Annotated in this window: 15 protein-coding genes and 1 pseudogene; 13 read left to right on the forward strand and 3 right to left on the reverse strand. The window is 66.9% G+C overall.

The window, feature by feature from the left end; translation table 11 throughout:
• The first annotated feature begins 128 nt into the window (after positions 1-128).
• Both OG811_RS24370 and OG811_RS24375 read left to right on the forward strand, forming a co-directional pair.
• Positions 129-563: a carboxypeptidase-like regulatory domain-containing protein gene (locus OG811_RS24370; protein ID WP_406068962.1), complete on the forward strand. Its 435-nt coding sequence runs from the start codon at positions 129-131 to the stop codon at positions 561-563.
• A 281-nt stretch (positions 564-844) separates the two neighbouring features.
• Positions 845-3331, forward strand: coding sequence for a DUF4132 domain-containing protein (locus tag OG811_RS24375; protein ID WP_406068963.1), 2487 nt, complete (start codon positions 845-847; stop codon positions 3329-3331).
• Positions 3332-3370: 39 nt separating this feature from the next.
• On the opposite strand, the gene OG811_RS24380 is transcribed toward OG811_RS24375, so the two are convergent.
• Entirely contained in the window at positions 3371-4270 is a 900-nt protein-coding gene (locus OG811_RS24380; RefSeq protein ID WP_406075894.1) for a LysR family transcriptional regulator, read from the reverse strand.
• Positions 4271-4349: 79 nt separating this feature from the next.
• Between OG811_RS24380 and OG811_RS24385 the strand changes: the two genes are divergently transcribed.
• Together OG811_RS24385 and OG811_RS24390 are read left to right on the forward strand one after the other, a co-directional pair.
• The gene (locus OG811_RS24385; RefSeq protein WP_406068965.1) at positions 4350-5291 is read left to right on the forward strand and encodes an NAD-dependent epimerase/dehydratase family protein; all 942 of its coding nucleotides are present in this window, start codon (positions 4350-4352) and stop codon (positions 5289-5291) included.
• A gap of 15 nt (positions 5292-5306) precedes the next feature.
• Positions 5307-6191 (forward strand): aldo/keto reductase, encoded by an 885-nt coding sequence (locus tag OG811_RS24390; protein ID WP_406068966.1) that lies wholly within the window; start codon positions 5307-5309, stop codon positions 6189-6191.
• A gap of 92 nt (positions 6192-6283) precedes the next feature.
• Here the strand turns inward: OG811_RS24390 and OG811_RS24395 are convergent, their stop codons facing one another.
• A complete protein-coding gene (locus tag OG811_RS24395) occupies positions 6284-6649 on the reverse strand; it encodes a hypothetical protein (RefSeq protein WP_406068968.1) in 366 nt (121 codons plus the stop codon).
• 717 nt (positions 6650-7366) lie between these two features.
• Between OG811_RS24395 and OG811_RS24400 the strand changes: the two genes are divergently transcribed.
• A complete protein-coding gene (locus tag OG811_RS24400) occupies positions 7367-10168 on the forward strand; it encodes a M20/M25/M40 family metallo-hydrolase (protein ID WP_406068969.1) in 2802 nt (933 codons plus the stop codon).
• A gap of 485 nt (positions 10169-10653) precedes the next feature.
• Here the strand turns inward: OG811_RS24400 and OG811_RS24405 are convergent.
• Positions 10654-11040: pseudogene (locus tag OG811_RS24405) on the reverse strand (acyl-CoA dehydrogenase family protein); the annotation flags it as partial.
• Between the two features lie 265 nt (positions 11041-11305).
• On the opposite strand from OG811_RS24405, the gene OG811_RS24410 reads away from it, so the two are divergent.
• The 8 genes from OG811_RS24410 (at position 11306) to OG811_RS24445 (ending at position 20520) form a co-directional block, all read left to right on the forward strand.
• Positions 11306-12613, forward strand: coding sequence for an ABC transporter substrate-binding protein (locus tag OG811_RS24410; protein ID WP_406068971.1), 1308 nt, complete (start codon positions 11306-11308; stop codon positions 12611-12613).
• Between the two features lie 110 nt (positions 12614-12723).
• Positions 12724-13638, forward strand: coding sequence for a carbohydrate ABC transporter permease (locus OG811_RS24415; RefSeq protein ID WP_406068972.1), 915 nt, complete (start codon positions 12724-12726; stop codon positions 13636-13638).
• Positions 13635-14507: a carbohydrate ABC transporter permease gene (locus OG811_RS24420; protein ID WP_406068974.1), complete on the forward strand. Its 873-nt coding sequence runs from the start codon at positions 13635-13637 to the stop codon at positions 14505-14507. The genes OG811_RS24415 and OG811_RS24420 overlap by 4 nt, the downstream gene beginning before the upstream one ends.
• 27 nt (positions 14508-14534) lie before the next feature.
• A complete protein-coding gene (locus OG811_RS24425; RefSeq protein WP_406068976.1) occupies positions 14535-15368 on the forward strand; it encodes an SDR family oxidoreductase in 834 nt (277 codons plus the stop codon).
• Positions 15362-16282: a dihydrodipicolinate synthase family protein gene (locus tag OG811_RS24430; RefSeq protein ID WP_406075895.1), complete on the forward strand. Its 921-nt coding sequence runs from the start codon at positions 15362-15364 to the stop codon at positions 16280-16282. Before OG811_RS24425 ends, OG811_RS24430 begins: the two co-directional genes overlap by 7 nt.
• A gap of 94 nt (positions 16283-16376) precedes the next feature.
• Positions 16377-17381, forward strand: coding sequence for a LacI family DNA-binding transcriptional regulator (locus OG811_RS24435; RefSeq protein WP_406068977.1), 1005 nt, complete (start codon positions 16377-16379; stop codon positions 17379-17381).
• Entirely contained in the window at positions 17378-18886 is a 1509-nt protein-coding gene (locus OG811_RS24440) for an FGGY-family carbohydrate kinase (RefSeq protein WP_406068979.1), read from the forward strand. The genes OG811_RS24435 and OG811_RS24440 overlap by 4 nt, the downstream gene beginning before the upstream one ends.
• The gene (locus OG811_RS24445) at positions 18883-20520 is read left to right on the forward strand and encodes a fucose isomerase (protein WP_406068980.1); all 1638 of its coding nucleotides are present in this window, start codon (positions 18883-18885) and stop codon (positions 20518-20520) included. The genes OG811_RS24440 and OG811_RS24445 overlap by 4 nt, the downstream gene beginning before the upstream one ends.
• The last annotated feature ends 128 nt before the right edge of the window (positions 20521-20648 follow it).

A 20648-nucleotide genomic window follows, 5' to 3' on the forward strand; every position in this document is an offset into this window, starting at 1 on the left:
GAGATGAGCCACAAAAAGGAGCGGGCGAGATCGATTGATCTCGCCCGCTCCCTACTGCGTTGCGGTCGGCCCACTGCGCCTGCGGCAGTAGGCCTCCACAGCATGCACCGCCGCCCGTGCACGCGGCCGTGAGGCGACCGGAGCCCGGTTCCACCATCGTGCTCGGCACCAGCGGCGCGCGGATACGCCGCGACGTGCGGCTGTCACTCAACGAGCGCACGGTCAGCGGCGTCATCCGGGACTCACTCGGACAGCCGGTGCGGGGCGCCGAGGTGTGGCTCGCGCACCGCAAGCTGCCGACGGTGCGGATGACCACCGCAGCGGACGGGGTGTACCGGTTCACCAAGGTCCCCGAGTCCGATGTGGCCACGTACGTCTATGCGAACGTCACCGGCTGCCAGCGTGACGGGCGGCTCTACCTGCCGACGATCATCGGTGGCGACGCGGTCAACGACATCACGGTGGTCGCCCCGATGGGCGTGGTGGACGGCGCCACCGTCGGCATCGAAGACGCCGACTCCTCGCACGCGGGACGCGATATGCCGCTGACGCCGACCGGCTGACAACGGTGGGGTGGGGTGCCCGGCGTTGACCGCCCCGCACCCCACCGCCGGTCAGCCCCGGGCGATCGTCACAGTGGAAATGCGGCATCCTCACGTTCGAACCGTTGCGTTTGCGGGGTGGTGGCAAGCGGTGGGCATGGGAACTGCAGGCGGTGGAGGAGACCAACGTGTTGTTCGTGGGAGGACGCCAGGTGGACTGGCTCGCCGAGGAGACCGTGCTCCGGCCCGGCCAGCCTGTCGTGTTCCTGCGGCTGACTGCTCTGGTTGGTGGGTGACCCGTGGTGGATGTTCCGGAGATGTATGCCGACGAGGTCCGTCACCAGCGAGACGCCCTGTGGCGAATGGTCGACGAGGCTTCGGCCTTGGCGAGGGCCGGTGACCTGCCAGGTCTGCGGTCCCACGCCAACGAGATCCGGCGTGCGCTGGAGGCCGGCAATAGCATTGACCGCACCGGTGGGCATCTGGACTCGAACGCCGGTGACATCTACGCGGCGCTGGATGACATCTACGACGCCGCACTTCCCGTGCAGAGCCCCAACGATCCGGCGGACGTCCTGGATGCCCCATGGCCGACCGCCAGCCGCAGAGCCCTGCTCGCATCCATTGTGGACCATCCGGGTTGGCCGACGCCGCCGCTCGAGCCCCTGGCGGACCGGGCAATCGCCGCCGCCGATGTGCACCTGCTGCGCCTGCTGGTCCTCACTCCGCTGGGCCGCGCGCGTCGGGAGACCGTGGTGCGGGTCCTGGACGCCCTGCACGAGGTGGAGGCGCTCGATGTCGAGATCATCGAGCGGGCGTTCACCGACGACGAGTACCTGGGACACGCCATAGTCGGACGCTCCCCGGCGGACAGCCCCGCAGCCTGTGCGCCCGCCGTGGGCGACTACTTTGACGAGTTGGCCTGGCGCCTGACCTCGCCATCCGAGCCCGAGTGGGCCGCGCTACCCGAGGTGCTGGTGCCACGAGGCCTGCGGTTCGTGCTCCGGGCCTTGGAGCGACGAACGGATCGCCAGATGGCCGCGCGCCTCGGCGCCGCCGAGTTGACCGATGGTGAGCGGACGGCGCTGGTGGAACACCTGCGGAACCGCCCAGTTGAGCAGCGGCGGTACGCATTCGAGCTACGACTGCCGGCGGGTGACGCCGAGGTGCTGCTGCCACTGCTCGGGCTGCCCGACGCGGCGCCGTTGCTGCGGCTGGTGCAGGCGGCCCCCACAACGGAGGCGATGCGGCAGGATCGGAGCGCCATCCTCGCCGCTGTGCGACAGGCCGGCGACGACGGTGCGCGCCGGCTGCTGCAGCTCTGCCCGAGCGAGATCGTCTCTGCCGCTCTGGGCTGGAACCGCGCAGCCGTCTCCAAGCGAGTCAAACAAAACGCGTTGGCGGGCATCGCCGCTTTCGGCCTGTTGCCGCTCGCCGACGACGAGACGGTGCTCGACCGCTACCTGGCACTGCGGGAGGTGGCGAAGCGGGGTCCGAAGTTGGGTCCGAACCGCAGGCACAGCCACGCCGCCGCAGTCGCTGTCTCCCTCGACCATCTCGCCCAGGTGGCCGCTGTCCCGGACGCCGGTCGCCTTGAGTGGGACTGCGAGGCTCGTATCGTCGCTCCGACGCCCGGCGACTGGCACCTCGGCGACTACACGGTTGCGCTGCGGCTGTCCGGTGCCGAGCCGCTCATCACGGTCAGCAAGGCAGGCAAGCAGCTGAAGTCGGTGCCGGCCGCCGTACGCGCCGACCCGTTGTACATCGAGATCCGCGAACACCGGGAACGGCTACAGGACCAGGCCCGTCGCATGCGTACCGGGTTGATCGAGCGACTCGTCGCCACTGGCGGCACCCTCGCCCCCGATGAGCTCGCCCGCCTGCGGAGCCTGCCAGCCGGCGCGGTGATGCTCCCTGCGTTGATCTGGCAGGACCAGGCCGGCATGATCGGCTTGCTCGACGAGGTCGACCTCGACGGTCCGGTCACGGTGGTGCATCCGATGCTGATGTACGAGCGGGGCCTGCTCGCCCGCTGGCAGGCGAAGGTTGTCCAGCACCGGATCCGACAACCGGTGAAGCAGGCTTTCCGCGAGCTGTACCGGTTGACTTCGGCGGAACGCGACGCTGTTGACGTGTCGCGACGGTTTGCTGGACACACGGTCGACGGCAAGGTGTCGGGTCAGCTGCTGTCCGGGCGCGGCTGGTCGACCCATGGCCAATATGACAAGCATCAGGCAACACGGCCGGTTACCACCGAGATCACGGCCGCGCTGGTCTGCGACCTGCAGGGCTACTTCGGCGGGGGAGAGGTGGTCGTCGGCGAGCTGCGTTTCCTGACCGCCGGATCGGTAGTCCCCCTGGCCGACGTGCCGCCGGTAGCGTTCTCCGAGGTCATGCGGGACCTGGACCTCGTCGTGTCGGTGGCCGGGATTGACCCGGCGGGGTACGCCTCTCCGCTACACGTGGCGAGCCGGATCGAGTTGCTGGCCAGCCTGATCGATGATCTCGGGCTGGCTCGAGTGACCATCGACGGCACGGCGGCCGTGGTCCGTGGCTCGCGGGCCACCTATCGCGTGCACCTGGACAGCGGTAGCGTTCACGTCGAGCCCGGCGGCTACCTGTGCGTGGTCCCAGCCTCGTTCGGTGGCACGGCCCATCCGAGCCTGTTCCTGCCGTTCGCCGACGAGGACCGGATGACCAACATCATCCTCAGCAGGGTGCTTCTGCTCAATGAGGACGAAAAGATTGCCGACCCGACGATCCTGGCCCAGCTTGGTCCGCCGGCCTGAGCTGGGCCCGTCGGCGTTTGGCCGGGGACCCGTGGCGGATCAATGCCCGTTGTGCTGCATCGCCTGTTCGCGAAGGGCGTGGATGAGCGTCGTGACGTGGGGTCGGTCGCTGCGGCTGATCGCGGCGACACCGATGTGCCGGATCGGCCACGGCGACGTGATCGGGACGGTGCAGAGGCCAGGGATCTCCGGGGCGAGCGCGATGGAGGGGATCAGGGAGATTCCCATGCCTGCGGCGACCAGTGAGCGGGCGAAGAAGTAGTCGGTCGTGGTCCCGCGCACTTCCGGGTCGAAGCCGGCGCGTTCGGCGTAGCGGCGCAGGTATGCCTCGGTCTTCAGGCAGCCGAGCACCCAGGGTTCGGATGCCAGCTCGGCGAGGTCGAGCGCGTCGCAGTTGGCGAGTCGGTGCCCTTGTGGCAGGACGACGTGCAGGGGGTCTTCCAGGAGCGGCGTCCATTCCAGGTTGGAGCTCGGGCCCGGCCCAACGGGTAACGGGCCGTCGAAGTGGTAGGCGAGGGCGAGGTCCACGGCGCCCTGGCGGACGAGCGGCAGGGTGTCCTCGGGTTCGCCCTCCCTGATGTGGAGCACGGTGCGGGGGTGGACTGCCGTGAGTCGGCTGAGAGCGGCGGGCAGCAGCAGTCTGCCGCCGCTGGTGAAGGTGGCGACGGTGAGTTGAGTGCGGCCGGTGCTGAGCTGCGCGACCTGTTGTTGGGCGTGTTCGAGCTCTGCGGCGACGGATTCGGCGGCGCCGACCATGATGTGGCCGGCCTGTGTGAGGGTGACGCCGCGGGTGCTGCGGGCGACGACCTGGGTGCCGAGGCTGCGCTCCAGGGCGGCCACCTGCTGGGAGACGGCCGAGGGGGTGAGGCGGAGAGCCGTGGCCGCCTGGTTGAAGCTGCCGTGTTCCGCCACCGCCCGCAGGACGCGGAGCCGCTGCACATCGATCAACAGTTTTCCTTAATGCCTATCCAGTAGGTCGACACTTCCGCTGATGACAATAGGTCTCCAGGATGGGGGCATGCAAAAGATCTGCGTCATCGGCGGAAGCCGGTACTTCGGAAAGCTCCTGGTGAAGCACCTGCAGGCCGCTGGTCACGAGGTCACTGTGATCAATCGTGGCTCCACCTCGCCGCCCGCCGGCGTCCAGCACCTCGTTGTCGACCGAAACGACGAGGCCGCCCTGACGGCCGCGCTCGGCTCTCGCACCTTCGATGTTGTGGTGGACCAGGTTTGCTACACCCCGGTGCAGGCCGCAATCGCCGCCCGCGTCTTTGCCGGCGACACCCGGCGCTACGTCATGACCTCCACGATCGAGGTCTACGACCCCGCGACCGCCGCCCTGCCGGCCGTGCCCGCAGGGACGCCGGTACCGGAGGAGATCGTCGACCCGGCCACCTGGCTGGTGGCCATGGACCTTCCCTGGCACGACGACGCGTACCTGGAGGCGCACTACGCCGAGGGCAAGCGCCAGGCGGAGGCCGTCTTCGCCCGCGCCGACGGCTTCGAGTTCGCCAGCGTGCGCAGCGCCCATGTGCTCGGCGGTGGCGCGCAGGAGTTCACCGGCAGGCTGGCACACTACGCCAAGCGCATCACCCAGGGTGAAGAGCTCACTGTGCACGCGAACGCGCTGCCCACGGTTTTCATCCACTACGAGGAGCTGGCAGAGCTGCTGCTGTGGGCGACCACGGCCGACTTCACCGGCCCGGTCAACGCCAGCTCCGACGGCCCGCTCGATGTGCACGACCTCGCCGCGATCATCGCCACGCAGGTAGGCCGGGAGCCCGTCTACCGGATCGTCCCGGCGGGCGAGAAAGCTTCGGCGTTCTCCTTCGACCGCCACTACGCCATGAGCAACGCCCGCGCGAAGAAGCTGGGGTTCCCCTTCTCTCACACCACCGACTGGTTGCCCGGCGCCGTTGCCGAAGCTCTCACCACCGAGCCGTCACCCACCGCCGCCTAAGGAGCTTGAACCACCATGCAGTACCGCACCATTGCCCATACCGCCGTCAGCGCCATCGGCCTCGGTGCCATGCCGCTGTCCATCGAGCACCGCCCGGACGAGACGCGGGCGATCGCCACCATCCACGCCGCCCTCGACGCCGGCGTCACGCTCATCGACACTGCCGACAGCTACCACTGGCACGCCGGCGAGGTGGGCCACAACGAGCTCCTGATCGCCCGCGCCCTGGCCCGCTACGGCGGTGACACCTCCGGCGTCCTGGTGGCCACCAAGGGCGGCCGTGGCCGCCCCGGCGACGGCAGCTGGACCGTCACCGCCACCCCCGCACACCTCAAGCAAGCCGCCGAAGCCTCCGCCAAGCGCCTCGGCATCGACGCGATCGGCCTGTACCAGCTGCACAAGTCGGACCCGGCCGTGCCCTGGGCGGAGTCCGTCGGCGCACTGCGCGAGCTGCTCGACGCCGGCACGATCCGCGCCGCGGGAATCTCCAACGTCACCACAGCCCAGATCCTCCAGGCGCATCAGATCCTCGGCGACGGACTCGCCTCCGTGCAAAACCAGTACTCGCCCGCCGTCCGCGACAGCGAGCTTGAGCTGCAGCTGAGCACACAGCTGGGGCTGGCCTTTTTGCCCTGGAGCCCACTCGGCGGCATCTCGCGCAGCTCCCTGGACGGCCCATCCGGCCCCACCTCCATCGGCACCGCTTTTCACCACCTCGCCGCCGAGCGCGGTGTCAGCCCACAGCAGATCGCCCTGGCCTGGCTTCTCGCCCGCTCCCCGGCAGTGATCCCGGTACCGGGAGCCAGCCGTCCGGCCTCCATCACCGACTCGGCCAGGGCCGTGGATCTCACGCTGAGCACGGAGGAGCTGGTGCAACTTGAGGACGTCCTGCCGGGCTGAGGTGCGGGTCACGGATCGCTTGCCGACCTTGACCGCGCGGTCGTCTTGGACGAGACCTGGCTGTAGATCTCCATCGTGATCGAGATAGGCGATCAGTGATCGGGTGGTTCGCGTTGCGCGAAGACGGTCACCGCGGCTGCGAGGGCCGTCCTGGCGATTCCCGGTGTGGTCAGCTCAACGTGAACGTCGCGTCGTCGACGTCGAAGGCCGTGGCGCCGTTGCCGGCCGTCTCGCTGGCGACGAAGCTGACCGTCGCGGTGCGCTCGATCGTCGCCGTCCCGGTCGACATGGTGTATTGCCGCCACTGCGACCCGCCGTCGAAGGTCCACCTCGACGGCGTCCGACTGCTCGACGGCGACGCTCACCGCCTGGGCGGCCGCGACCGGGTCGAGCCCGAACTCCCGCAACCCGGTCCGGATCTGCTGGTGGGCGTCCGGCGCCATGCCGTCGGCGAGCACGGTGCGCGCGTAGCTGCGGCGCTCTTCGTGTCGGTCTCTTCCTTGCTGAGGGTGGCCGGCCCAGGGTGGGCGGATCGAGAGGCTGCGGGTGTGTCGGGCGACGGTCGGCCCGCAGCGTTGACCAAAGGGCCGCGCAATGGGGCGCGCGGTGGCTGTCTGCTCTGCGCAGCCGTCGAGAGGGCCACCGTGATTCATGGGGGCCATCTAGAAAAGTGGTCATCCTCTATTTTGAGCCCCCTGAATGAACGAGGTGACTCCCTGAAGAACATCGAAGGGACTCATGAAGGTGACCCTCATGAAAAGTGTCAATGGGGGGGATAGGTGAGTGAGCCATTGAAAATCCCCGATGGCAAAACATCGAAGGACCTGCATGTTCAGCTACGCCTTGAAACGTATCGATGTTCGCGTCCGCCGCGCTCGTCGTCCTCCACTTCGAGCACGACCGCACCGCACCACCTGATCACGCAGCGCCACGAACCGTTACTCAGAAAGGTTCATTGACAAGCTGGGAACGGCCTGAAAGGGTCTCGCGTACAACGAAATTCATTCGACTTTTCTTTGGGTCTGACCATTAGGGAGAGCACGGTGATACGGAAAAAGCCTCTTGCGCTGACACTTGGCATGTCATTGCTCATATCCATGGGTGGAGCGGCTAACGCGTCCGCGACCAGCTCCGGCGAGGAGCGCTTCCAGCCGAGCGTTACCTACGATCTGTCGGTGACCGACGCCGAGCGCGACGCGATCCACGCGGAAGTCGAGGCGTTGGCGGGACGCGTCAACAGCGCGCGGGCGGGGGACGGCACCTACGACCCGCTCAGTCTGGTCGGGGCGATGCTGGACGGGTCGAGCTACGACTCCATCTCCCGGGGCGGCACGGCCGCGACGGCGTACCCGTTCCCGGTCAGCAACACCGAAGCCAACCAGAACGAGTACGACCGCAAGGTCGCCAAGCTCGCCTGGGTGGTCAAGCTGGCCACCGACCTGGGTTTCCCGGTGGTCGTCCAACGCCAGCCCGACAAGTACGTCTACGCAGAGATCGGTGACCCGGACGCCCCGGAGATGGTCATGGCCTTGAGCCACCTCGACTCGCCGACGGCTTCCGTCTCGCCAGCCCAGCTGGCGCGCTGGCGGGACGCCGATGGCAACCTCGGCGCTCCAGGTGCCTACCACTCGCCCTATGTCCAGGACGGCTGGGTCTACGGGGCGGGCATCCAGGACGACAGCGGTCCGACGTTGGCGACGCTGCTCGCGGCCAAGGCGCTGCTCGAAGCGGGGTTGCCCCTCGACCGACGCATCCGCATCGTCATGGGAATTTACGAAGACGGCGGTCCCGGAACCCCCTCGACGACGAACACCGCCACCTTCCAGTCCATCCCGTACAACTCGAACCCGAGCTTCTACGACAACTGGGCCTACAAGAACCTCAACCGGGAAGAGATCCCGATCGCGGCCTACACCTCCGACTCGCGGTTCCCGGTCATCGTCGGCAACTCCGGATCGGTGACCCCGGCGGTGTCGATGAGCTTGTCCGCAGACAACACCAAGGCCTTCCGGCTGACGGATGCCACCGCCGGCGTCACCCTGCGTGAAGGCGACCCGACGCTCAAGGACATCGCCTACGGCAGCACCACGCAGATCGCCTCGCGGGCCATCTTCACCCTCGACGTGGCGGGGGCCGGCTCCGCCGAGCGCGACCGATTCGTGTCGGCGATCACCGCTGCCGCGACCACGAAGGGTTGGCTCCCGGCTGCTCCCCGCACCACGCCCAAGGTGCAGACCACGATCACCGGCGACTCGCTCACGCTGGAGATCAACACCGATGTGGCGATGGAGATGCCGACCCCGCAGTACGGCAAGAATGCCGTCGTGTGGGGAATGTTCCTCCTCTCCAAGGGACTCGGCGCATTGGGAAGCACGGCCGCCGACATGCAATTGAAGAAGGCCGCCGACGGCATCGCCGACCTGTTCTTCCGTGACGGTGTCGAAGGCGAAGCCTATATCGGCAAGTACATGGGCATCCCGGCGAGCCTGTTGCGCAACCCGAGCAACGGCACGCCGAACCTGACCCTTGCCCTCATGGCAGGCATCAATTCAGAGACCCCGACGAGCTTCTACACGGACGCCTCCGGCAGCCTCAGCATGCCGATGTATGTGCGCAGCATGCACGTCACTGCGGCTGACTCCGGCCAGGTAACCGCGGCGGTCACGGCCGCCTTCCAGGCGAAGGGGTTCACCATCGGCAACCTCGGCTCGCCCGTTGGCGCCGGGTTGTATGTCACTCACGACAACCCGCTGACGGCTCTTCAGTTCGGGAGCTACCAAGCCTCGATCAACCGCAACCCGGAGGGGTTTGCGGATCCATATTCCCTCATGGACGTGGTCTATCCGCAGGGCACGACCGGTGGCACCCTGGCCAGCAATTTCCGCAACAAGATGACCGCCTTCGGCGCCGTCATCCCGGGTAACGAGCGCTGGTGGCACACGGCCAACGAGCGGATGAAGGTCGACTCGGCAGTGCAGATGACCAAGATCATGGCCGATGGCATGCTGGAGATGGCCCGGTACTCCGGGCCCGCCGGCGCCAAGTTCATGGGGGCAAGCATCCCGGGGCTGAACGCCGACCGGGCGGACCTCGACCTGCTCGACGTCACGATCGGAACCTACAAGGACGCGTCGGCCGCTGTCGGCACGAGCCAGTTGGGCACCCAGGCCCTGCTCGGCGCCACCTCGTTCAACATCCCGATGTGGAACGGGCGCGGCAACTCGGCCCCGACGGCGTCGGCTTTCGCACTGGGGCACGCCCCGGGAGGGGTCTACCTGCCCCTGACCGACACCGAGTACCTGAACAGCACGTACGTGGCGCCGATGCGTCTGGAGTTCAAGGTGGAGCGCCCCGAGCATATGTCGGACGCGGCCTGGGCGAAGTTCGTCGCCGGCGGCTACGGCGACTTCCAGTTCAACATTCTCGTCGGCGACGCGGTTGTGCCGCTGGCCGTTCCTGCGGGGCAGAGTGCGGACAAGTACTTCTCCTCGCGCATCTCGGCCAACAACCCCGACGCCATCTACCTGTCGGTCAACCTCGCGATCACCGATGCCCCGTACACCGGGGTGCAGCCCATCCTCGCGGATTCCAAGACGGACCTGTACACGGTCAATCCGACGTACCTGGCCTCAAACCCTGATCCGTTCCCCGGGCGCGGGGCCATCGAACAACGGGGCTTCTTCGTGTTCGGTGATGGGCAGAAGAACGCGGAGTTCTCTTCACCCGACGCGGTCTACGTGACAGTCGCCAACGCGGTCATCGATGCGAAGCCGTCGGCGGTGGTGAAGAAGTTGAAGGGCAACAAGAACGAGTTGACCATTACGGTGAAGCAGACCCACATCGACGGCGGCGAGTCTCCTGCGACGGCCACGTTCACCATCGACAACAACGCTGCTGGCACTTACACCGTCGGCGATTACAACGTTTACGTCGACACCAAGGGCAACACCCAGGTGCGGTCGATCTCCATCGTGTGACGCGTGTGAACCGGAAGTTCAGCGTGCGCACGAGAGAACATGCGCGGTGCAGGGCCCCGGCAAAGTCGTGAGGGTGCTCGGCTTGATGTGGTTGGTGTAGACGCGCTCGTGCTGGTGGTGGCAGGGCGGGCATGACTGGTTCAGATGATCATCGAGGTTCCTACGCCTTGTTGATCGTCCGAAGTGAGTCATGCCCGCGCTGCCATCATCGCTGATCTCGTCCTTGTCCGATCATGCCCGGCCCAAAAGCCCAGCTCCTGGTACTCCAGCAGGAGATCCGTTCGGGCCTGTGGTGGCGTGTGGTTTTGGCCGTGGCCAGCAAGCAGCCACGTCGAGTCTCAGTGGTTGTGTGGACCTCAAGAGATGCGGCGGTGGCTGCCGCCTACAGAATAGACGCTCAGCGATGGTCTGAGCTGTTCGGCGAGTTGATGGACACGGTCGAGGCGCGCTTCACCCGGCCTGAACCGCGGTCGGTGCCGGCAACCTTGCAGCAGCACCGTGTTGTCGCCCTCGAACGTGGTGAAGACATCGGTGTCCGCTTTGAGACTGGGTAGGCGGTTCTCGGCCAGGTAGCCAGCGCCGCCGCACGCCTCGCGGCACATCTGGATGGTGCGGCTCGCGTGCCAGGTCTGCGCGGCCTTCAAACCGGCAGCCCGGGGCTTGAGCTCCCGCTGTCGGTGCTCGTCGACCGGCCCGTCGCCGCCCTGCACCTGACTGAGCGCGGTGACCAGGTCGGTCTGGGCGAAGTGCAGCGCGTACACCTTCCGGTCAGCGTCGGGCGTGCCGAACTGGCGGCGAATGCCGCCGTAGCGCACTGCGATGGTCAGTGCTGACTGGGTGGCCGTGGACGTTGCGCCGCGAACGCCTCGACGCATGGGTCAAGCAGGCCAGCACGCACCCATCGCGGAGATCCGCTCATTCGCCAATGGACTCCGCAGGACTGGGCCGCGGTGACCTCCGGCCCGACCATGACCTGCAGCTCCGGAGCGGTCGAAGGCGCCGTGAGCTGACCCTGGACAAGGTTGCGGAGGCCGGGTACAGTCCCCGTGAAATCGATTTCACGCATCACTCCGTGGACGAATTCTATCAGCCCCGCAGCACCAACGCTCACGTGGCGTGCAGCAAAAGGAGTACCCAATGAAGTTGTTTAAGGGCACGGCATCACCGAGAGTGGGCACGGCACGACGTGGCGTGCAGGCCGTGGGCATCGCGGCCGTCGCCGTGCTTGCGCTGAGCGCATGTGGCGCTACGGGCGGAGGTAACTCGTCCGGCAAGAGCGCTGGCGGCGAGTTGACCTTCTCCAACTGGCAGTTCCTCGAGGACGGCAAGGGACCGATCCTCTGGGACGCGGTGAAGGGCTACACCGGTCCCGACGGAAATGCCTCGCTGACGAAGATCGAGATCCCGTTCGCGAACTACGCCGACAAGCTCAGCACCGAGCTGGGCGCAGGCGGCGGCCCGGACGTGATGGTGCTGCAGGACAGCCAGTTCGCGTCGCTCGCCGACGCCGGGGTGCTCGAGCCGCTCGATGACATCGCGAAGGAGTTGGGCGACTCGCTGAACGGCACCAACAAGGCGGGCTTCTTCCAGGACAAGCAGTTCGGTTTTAACTGGGAGCGACCGACCTACAACACGGTCATTTACAACAAGGACCTCTTCGCCGAGCTTGGCCTGAAGGTCCCCACGACGTTCGACGAGTTCCTCGCCACCGCGAAGACCATCAAGGAGCAGCGCGGCATCGCCGGCTGGGCCGGGCGCCACCAGACCGCCGAGATCGACGGCTGGACGCTCGAGATGGCGAACTGGATCTACGGCTTCGGCGGCGAACTGAGCGACGGCAAGGCGCTCACGATCGACGCCCCCGCGAACGTCAAGGCGGTCGAGGCCTTCCTGGAGACCTTCAAGTCCGGCGTCGCGCCGATCGGCGACGACGCGTCGACCTTCCGCGCGAAGTTCGGTCAGGGCCAGGTCGGCATGTTGTTCGAGAACTCGGGCGTCGCGACCACCCTCACGAGCAATCCCAAGAACGCGATCAACGGTCAGAACCTGGGCTCCGCGCCACTTCCCATGGCGAACGCAGGCTCCAACTCGCAGCTGATCGTCGCCGTCAATGCGGCGAGCAAGAACAAGGAGGCTGCGAAGGACTTCGTTCGCTGGGTTCTCGGCGAGAAGGGACAGACCGCCCTCCGCGCCGGTCTGGGTGCCTCGGCGATGGCCACTGATGTCGAGCCCGCCCCCGAGTTCCTCAAGGCGAACCCGTGGGCCACTCAGTTCCTGGAGGCCGCGAAAACCTCGCGCTCGACCCTCGTCGAGGGTTTTGAGACCGAGAGCAAGGTTGTCTGGCGTGCGTTCCTGACGGCTGTCGAGGACCTGCGTGTCAACGGCGGTGACGTCGCGGCGAAGCTTGCCGGCGTGCAGAAAGCGCTCAAGGCAGAGCTCAGCTGATTTGCGCGGGGGTGGGTGGTTGCGTCGCCCACCCCCGCCCAACGGAAAGGACCACGATGGTCACGAACACGGCCGAGAGGGCGCAGACACCGCAGCGTAGCGCGCGGTCCGTGAATCGGCGGCGCGGCAGCGGGAAGCTCTCGCTCTTCATCGAGCGTAACGGCGCATATCTCTTCCTCTTCCCGGCGATCGCGTACCTGGCGATCTTCACCGTCTATCCGCTGATCCGCGGAGTTCTGCTGTCGTTCACCGCGACCAAGCTGGTAAATCCCTCCGGCGGTCGGTCCGTCGGTCTGGACAACTACGAGTACCTGCTCGCCAGCGACAAGTTCTGGGCGTCGGTCGGCACGACCCTGCTGTACACGCTCTTCACGGTCGTCTTCGCCGTCGGCATCGGCACCGCCGCGGCGCTATTGCTGAACAAGCCGTTCCGCGGGCGCGGCCTCGTCCGCGCCATCGCCACTGTCCCGTGGGCCGTGCCCACCGTCGCGGCCGCCCTGATCTTCGTCTGGATCTACAACAATGAGCAGGGCATCCTCAACGGCACCACGACGGCGCTCGGATTTGGCCAGCACGGCTGGCTTGTCGACCCGCGATACGGACTCTTCTCGGTAACCCTCGCCACGGTCTGGAAGCTCACACCACTGGTCCTGCTCGTCATACTGAGCGCACTGCAGAGCGTGCCGCACGAGCTGCGCGAGGCCACGTGGGTCGACGGCGCCTCGCCCCTGCAGTCGTTCCGTGCCGTCACCCTCCCGCACATCATGCCGACGATTCGTGTCATCACGCTGCTGATGACGATCTGGTCGATCCGCCGATTCGAGATCATCTTCCTGATCACGGGCGGTGGGCCGCTCGACAAGACCAATACCCTCGTCGTCAACGTTTACCGCACCGCCTTCCAGGACCAGAATCTCGGTCGCGCGGCCGCGATCGGCGCGCTCGGTCTCGTCCTCTCACTGCTCGTGACGGTCGTCTACTTCGTCATCGAGCAGATCCAGGAGCGTCAGGAGAGCCAGCGATGACCACCTCTCTCACCTCAACCAAGCCGCTGGGTCGGCGTGGAGTCCTCGCCCGCATGGGCAGCCTCGGCAAGGCCACCCTCATCACGCTGTTGGTCGTCTTCACCGGCTTTCCCGTCTACTGGATGCTCGGCACGTCGCTGGGGACCGAGCAGTCCCTCTACCGCGACGGACAGCCTCTGCTCCCGGAGTTCGCGAACATCGGCCAGTGGGGCACCTTCCTCTCGGAGGTCCCGATCCTGCGCTGGCTCGGCAACTCCTTTGTGATTGCTGCGGGGACGACGGTCCTCAGTCTCGTGCTCGCAACGATGGCGGCATACGCGCTCAGCCGTTACCGCTTTCGCGGGCGAGGCGTTGCCGGCTTCATCTTCTTCAGCACTCAGATGCTGCCAGAGGCACTCATCATCGTGCCTTTGTACGCGATCTTCGCGGGCGCGGGCCTGCTGAACAGCCACTGGGGGCTCGTGCTCGCGGACACTGCATTCGTGATGCCGGTGAGCATGTTCATCATCAAGAGCGGCATCGACAAGATCCCCTACGAGATCGAGGAATCGGCGCGAATCGACGGATGCTCGCGCCTGCGCATGCTGTTCACGATCGTGCTGCCGCTGATCCGCCCGAGTATCGCCGCCGCTGCCGTCATCGCCTTCTTCGATGGCTGGAACGAGTTCATGTTCGCCAACACGTTCATCTCGGATTCGAACCTGTGGCCCGCACCCGTGGGACTTGCCTCGTTCCTCGGGCAGTTCTACACGCCGATGAATGTCGTCATGCTGTGCGCGCTGCTGTTTGCGCTTCCGGCGATCATCTTCTTCCTGTGGGCTCAGCGCGGCATCGTGTCCGGCCTGACAGCAGGATCCGTCAAGGGCTGACAAGCCGCAACCGAAGGAGTCTCGACCATGTCGGAAGCGTTCGATCCGCTGTTCTCGGTGCACGACCAGATCGCCGTCGTGACAGGCGGTTTCGGCCAGATTGGTGCCGAGTTCGTCAAGGCGCTGCACGCACGCGGCGCTCGCGTGGCGGTGACCTCGCGCAGCGAAGTGATCGACCCGGCGGCGAAGCTCGGATTTTCCGTCGACGCCGACCGGCTGATGGCGGTCACGATGGACATCACCGATCAGGCCAGCGTGGAGGCGGGCTTCGATCGGATCGTGCAGACGTGGGGTATCCCGACGATCCTCGTGAACAACGCCGGGCTCGACACCCAGCCCAGCGCCCCGCCGGAGGTGTCCGGGCCGTTCGAGCAGTTCCCCGCCGAGGTGTTCCGTGAGGTCGTCGACACCAACCTTGTCGGTACCTTCTTGGTGACGCAGGCAGCCGGCCGACGCATGGGCGAGGCGGGGCTCGAGGGATCGATCATCAACATCGGCTCGATCTACGGGATGGTCTCCCCGGTGCAGGACATCTACGCGTACAAGGCGGAGGACACCGGCATCCCGTTCATCAAACCGGTGGCCTACTCCGCCGCGAAGTCGGGGCTTTACAACCTGACGCGCTACTGCGCCACCTATTGGGGCAAGGCGGGCATCCGGGTGAACACGCTGACACCATCCGGTGTGCGACGTGACACGCAGGACGCGAAGTTCCAGGCGAACTACACCGCGCGCATGCCGATCGGCAGAATGGCGGAGGCCGACGAGTACAACGGTGCCCTGATCTTCCTCGCCTCCGGTGCGTCGCGATACATGACCGGGGCGAACCTCGTCGTGGACGGTGGGTGGACCGCATGGTGACCGGCATCTTCGGCGACCGTCTGATCGTCGCCGCGCCGACGCCGATCCGGGCCGACGAGAGTCTCGATCTCGACGCGTTTGCGCTGATGGTGGACGGCGATATCTCGCGCGGAGTCGAGGGCATCTACGTCGCCGGTTCGTCCGGCGAAGGCCTCCTGCTCAGCACCGATGAGCGGATCGCGCTCACTCGGTCCGCCGTGGAGGCGGCGGGCGAACGGATCCCGGTGTACGCGCATGTGGGTGCGCTGTCGACGCGGGAGGCGATTTCGCTCGCGGGGGCCGCACGCGAGGCTGGCGCAGCGGCGATCTCGATGATTCCGCCGTTGTACTACAAGTATTCGACGGCGGAGGTCGTCGCTCACTTCCGTGCCGTCATCGATGCGGTTGACATCCCCTTCATCCTCTACAACATCCCGCAGTTCACTGGCCGCGACATCTCAGAAGGCGGATTTGAAGGCGTCCTCGAACTGTCCCAAGTGGTTGGGATCAAGCACACGTCGCAGAACCTCTACGGCGCGGAGCGGCTGATTCAGCGGTATCCCCACCTGACGCTCATCAACGGCTTCGACGAGCTGTATCTGCCGGCACTCTCCATCGGCGCGAGGGGGGCGATCGGGACGACGGTCGGACTGCAGATCGAGCTGTTCCGGTCGCTGAGAGCGCGCCACGCTCGCGGGGACGTCGACGGGGCGCGCACCGTGCAGACCCGGATCAACGAAACGGTCCAGGCGCTCGTCCAGGAGGGGGTGTTCGCGGCTGCGAAGTACCTCGCAGGCAAGCAGTCGACGCCGCTGGGCACTTGCCGACGGCCGCTCCCGGGGCTGGACGACGACGCCCGACGCCGACTGGACGCCGTATGGGACAGACTTCGAGACAGCGTGCGCAGCACGTCGACGGAGGATGCGCTGAGCTGACCGCTCGAAGGGGTGTCAGAGCAGGAACCTCAGCGCGGCACACATCCGTTCACGTCACCATCCGTCCCGGCGTACTCCGGGCAGAGAGGCACTGATGGCCACCATCTATGAGGTCGCGAAGCTTGCCGGAGTCTCGCCGGCGACCGTCTCACGTGTCTTCAATGGAGCTGCCGTCTCAGAAGAGAAGGCGCAGGCGGTTCGCGAGGCGGCTGGCAAGCTGCGGTTCACGCCCAACCGCGCCGCGCGCACCCTGCGTAAGCAGAGCACGGAGGTGATCGCGTTGATCATCCCTGACATAGAAAACCCCTACTTCACGGAGATGGCACGCGGAGTGGAGGACGTCGCGCAGGAGGTCGGTTACTCGGTCGTGCTGTGCAACTCCGACGCCCGCATCGAGAAGGAGAACTCCTACCTGCGCATCGCGATAGCCGGAAGCATGGCTGGGGTCATCATCGCGGCCGCGTCGGACCACCCCGATCTCGATGACGTTATCGCCGATGGTCGGCCGGTCGTTGCGGTCGACCGTCGCTCGGGCTACGACGTGGACAGTGTGGTGATGGACAACCGGACAGCGGGCCGAATCGCGACGGAGGCGCTTCTCGATGCCGGCTACCGCCGCATCGCCTGCATGACCGGTCCCGACAACGTCGAGACCGCGGTCGAGCGCGCGGAGGGGTGGCGTGACGCAATGACCGCTCGCGTCGATGTCGATCTCACCGGGCTGCTGCACTACTCCAGCTTTCGAGTCGAGGGTGGACGGGAGACTGTCGCTTCGCTGCTCGACAGCCCGTGGCTGCGGCCTGATGCCATCGTCGCGGCGAACAACCTCCTCGGTGTCGGAGCGCTGCAGGTTCTCACCGAACGCCGTCTGACACCTCCCGACATCGGCGTCGCCGTCGTCGGTTCGCTACCGTTCACCACGCTCACTCCCGATGTCGTCACCGTCGTCCGGCTGCCGGCGCGGGATATGGGCGGCACGGCGGCGCGATTGCTCCTGGAACGCATCGAGGGGAACACCGATCCGGCCCGCACCGTGGTGCTGTGCGGCGAGCTGCAGCGCGCGCTGCTCGGGCGTGACGCGACGGAGGTGGTGTCGTGACGCGCTGCACCCTCGGCGTCGACATCGGCACATCGAGCAGCAAGGGCGTCCTCGTCGACGAGCGCGGGCAGATCATCGCGTCGGCCACCATCGCGCACGACGTCGAGCGTCCACACAGCGGATGGGTCGAGATGGACGCGCATGTCTGGTGGGCAGAGTTCGTCGAACTCAGCCGCCGCCTCGTCGCCGAGGCGTCTGTGCACGACGTCTCCGTGGTGGGCGTGGGCGTGAGCGGCATGGGTCCGTGCGTGCTGCTCGTCGACGAGCAGGGTGAGCCGGTACGGCCAGCCATCCTCTACGGCGTCGACACCCGTGCGACTGCTCAGATCGAACGGCTCACCCGCGAGCTCGGCGCTGACGAGGTCACCCGCATCGGAGGATCCGCGCTGACCACCCAGGCCGGCGGGCCGAAGATTGCGTGGATCGCCGACGAGGAGCCCGAGGCATACAGCCGCGCTCGGCGGTTGTTCATGCCCGCGAGCTGGCTTGCCTTTCAGCTCACCGGGTCGTACCTGCTCGACCACCAGTCGGCCAGCCAGGTCTCTCCGCTGTACGACGTCGAGTCCGAGCGTTGGCACGAAGCGTGGTGGCAGCGGTACGCGCCGGGAATCGAGGCCCCGCCGCTGAGATGGGCCCAGGAGATCGCCGGGACAGTGACCGCTGACGCGGCCAGCGCCACCGGCATCCCCGAGGGCACGCCGGTGATCACCGGCACGATCGACGCCTGGACCGAGGCGGTGAGCGTGGGGGCGCACCGGCCGGGCGACCTCATGTTGATGTATGGCACGACGATGTTCCTCGTCGCCACCGGCACCACGACCTTGCGCACGCCCTCCATGTGGACGACCGTCGGCGCATTCCCGGGTACGCGCAACCTCGCCGGAGGTCTTGCGACCTCGGGTGCGCTGACGGCCTGGCTGAAGCAGCTGTCGGATGCCGACTACCCCACGCTCCTCGCCGAGGCCGAGGAATCGGGTCCGGGCGCCCGCGGCCTGTTGATGCTCCCGTACTTCGCCGGTGAGCGCACGCCGATTCTCGACCCGGCGGCGCGTGGCGTCATCGCGGGACTGACTGTCACGCACGGCCGTGGCGACCTGTACCGGGCTGCGCTCGAGGCGACCGCGCTGGGTGTACGCCACAACGTGGAGACGATGCGGGCCGCCGGCGCCGACATCCGTCGCATCGTCGCGGTGGGTGGCGGAACCCAGGGATCGCTGTGGCTGCGGGTGGTGTCGGATGTGACGGGCCTCGTCCAGGAGGTACCCCGGATCACGATCGGCGCCAGCTATGGCGCCGCATTCCTCGCCGCGGGAGCGGTCGCGCCGGACGGTGCGGCTCCCCGCATCGAAGACTGGAACCCCGTCGAGACGGTCGTCGAGCCGGACGCGGACCGCGCCGCGCTCTACGACCACCTGTTCGACCTGTACCTCGACCTCTATCGGGGCAGCAAGGACGTCGCGCACAGCCTCGCCGCCCTGCAACGCACGGAAGGAACCCCTGCATGAGTACCTACACGATGCCCGCGAAGACAAAGCGGCCCGCCAGCGCACCAAATACCGCCTATCTCATCGCGAGCGGCGACCTCCGCGAGTCGGCCAACAGGGCCGGCTGGCCAACGCAGGCGCAAATGGAGGCCGACGTGACGGCGGCTCTCGCGGAGCTCGGGTGGAGCGTCGTGCGCGCCAACGAGGTCGACCCTGAGACGGGGCACGGGTTCATCTCGAGCCAGCGCATGGGGCTGGAGGTCTTCAAGAACATCCCGACAGATGCCCCGCTCATCGTCGCCGAGGCCGTGTGGCAGTACTCGCACCACGTGCTCGCGGGGCTCCGCACCCACGAAGGCCCGATCCTCACGGTCGCGAACTTCGCGGGGGCCTGGCCGGGCCTGGTCGGTCTCCTCGGGCTCAACGCCGGCATGACCAAGATGGGCAGGGAGTACTCCACGATCTGGTCGGTCGACTTCACGGACGACTGGTTCAGGCGTGGGCTCAAGGAGTGGACCGAATCCGGGCGCATCACCCACGACGACTCGCACGTGCGGCCGCTTCCCGCCCTGCCGGACACGCCAGAGGTTGAACTCGGCCGTGCCCTCGGCGACCAACTGCTCGCCGACAAGGCCATCATCGGCGTGTTCGACGAGGGCTGCATGGGCATGTACAACGCGATCTTCGACGACGAACTGCTCAACAAGCTCGGCATCTACAAGGAGCGCCTGTCGCAGTCGGCGCTGTACGCCGAGATGCTGACGGTGGCCGACGCCGAGGCCGACGCCGCCCGCGACTGGCTGACAGGCAACGGCATGACCTTCCGGTTCGGCACCGACGAGGCCACTGAGCTCACCGAGGCGCAGGTGCGGTGGCAGCTGAAGATGTACATCGCGGCGCTGCGTATCGCCGACGATTTCGGTCTCGATGCCGTCGGAATCCAGTACCAGCAGGGGCTCAAGGACCTCGTACCAGCCTCCGATCTCGCCGAGGGCATCCTGAACTCGACAGAGCGCCCGCCGGTGTTCTCGCGCGACGGTTCGCGGGAACTGTTCGCGGGCCGTGCGTTCCCGCACTTCAACGAAGCGGACGAGGGCGTCGCGGTGGACGCGCTCGCCACCGACCGGGTGTGGACGGCGATGGGCCTCGTCCCCGACAACACGCTGCACGACGTGCGCTGGGGCGAGGACTACGACGGCCGGTTCGTGTGGGTATACGAGATCTCCGGTTCGGTGCCTGGCTCGCACCTGGGCGGGTGGGACAAGGCCGAGGGCTGGCGCCAGGGCCCGGTGTTCTTTCCGGCCGGAGGTTCGACCATCAACGGCGTATCGAAGCCCGGCGAGGTCGTGCTCTCGCGTGTCTTCATCGCCGACGGGATCCTGCAGGCCGACATCTTTAGGGGCAGCGTGATCGAGCTGCCCGCCGAGGAGACGCAGCGGCGCAAGCATGCCACGAACCCAGAGTGGCCGATCGCGCACGTCGTGCTGCACGACATCAGCCGCGACCAGTTCATGGCTCGCCATAAAGCAAACCACGTCCAGCTCGTCTACGCCCCCGATGCCGAGACCGCCGGTAAGGCGCTCGTCACCAAGGCCGCGATGTTCGACCGCATTGGCATCAAGGTCAACCTCGTCGGACGCGTTGACGGGCTCTGATTCTGACGCCTCTGAGAGGCCGTCTGATTCACGTATTTTGGGCGTGTTGTGGTTGTAGTCGTCTCGCCGGGCTTGACGTCGACGTCAAGGGCGGCGCCGCCATGGCGGCCCCACGGAAGTACCCGGAC

Origin of the sequence: Micromonospora sp. NBC_01638, assembly GCF_045209745.1 — a bacterium.
GTDB lineage: Bacteria > Actinomycetota > Actinomycetes > Mycobacteriales > Micromonosporaceae > Micromonospora.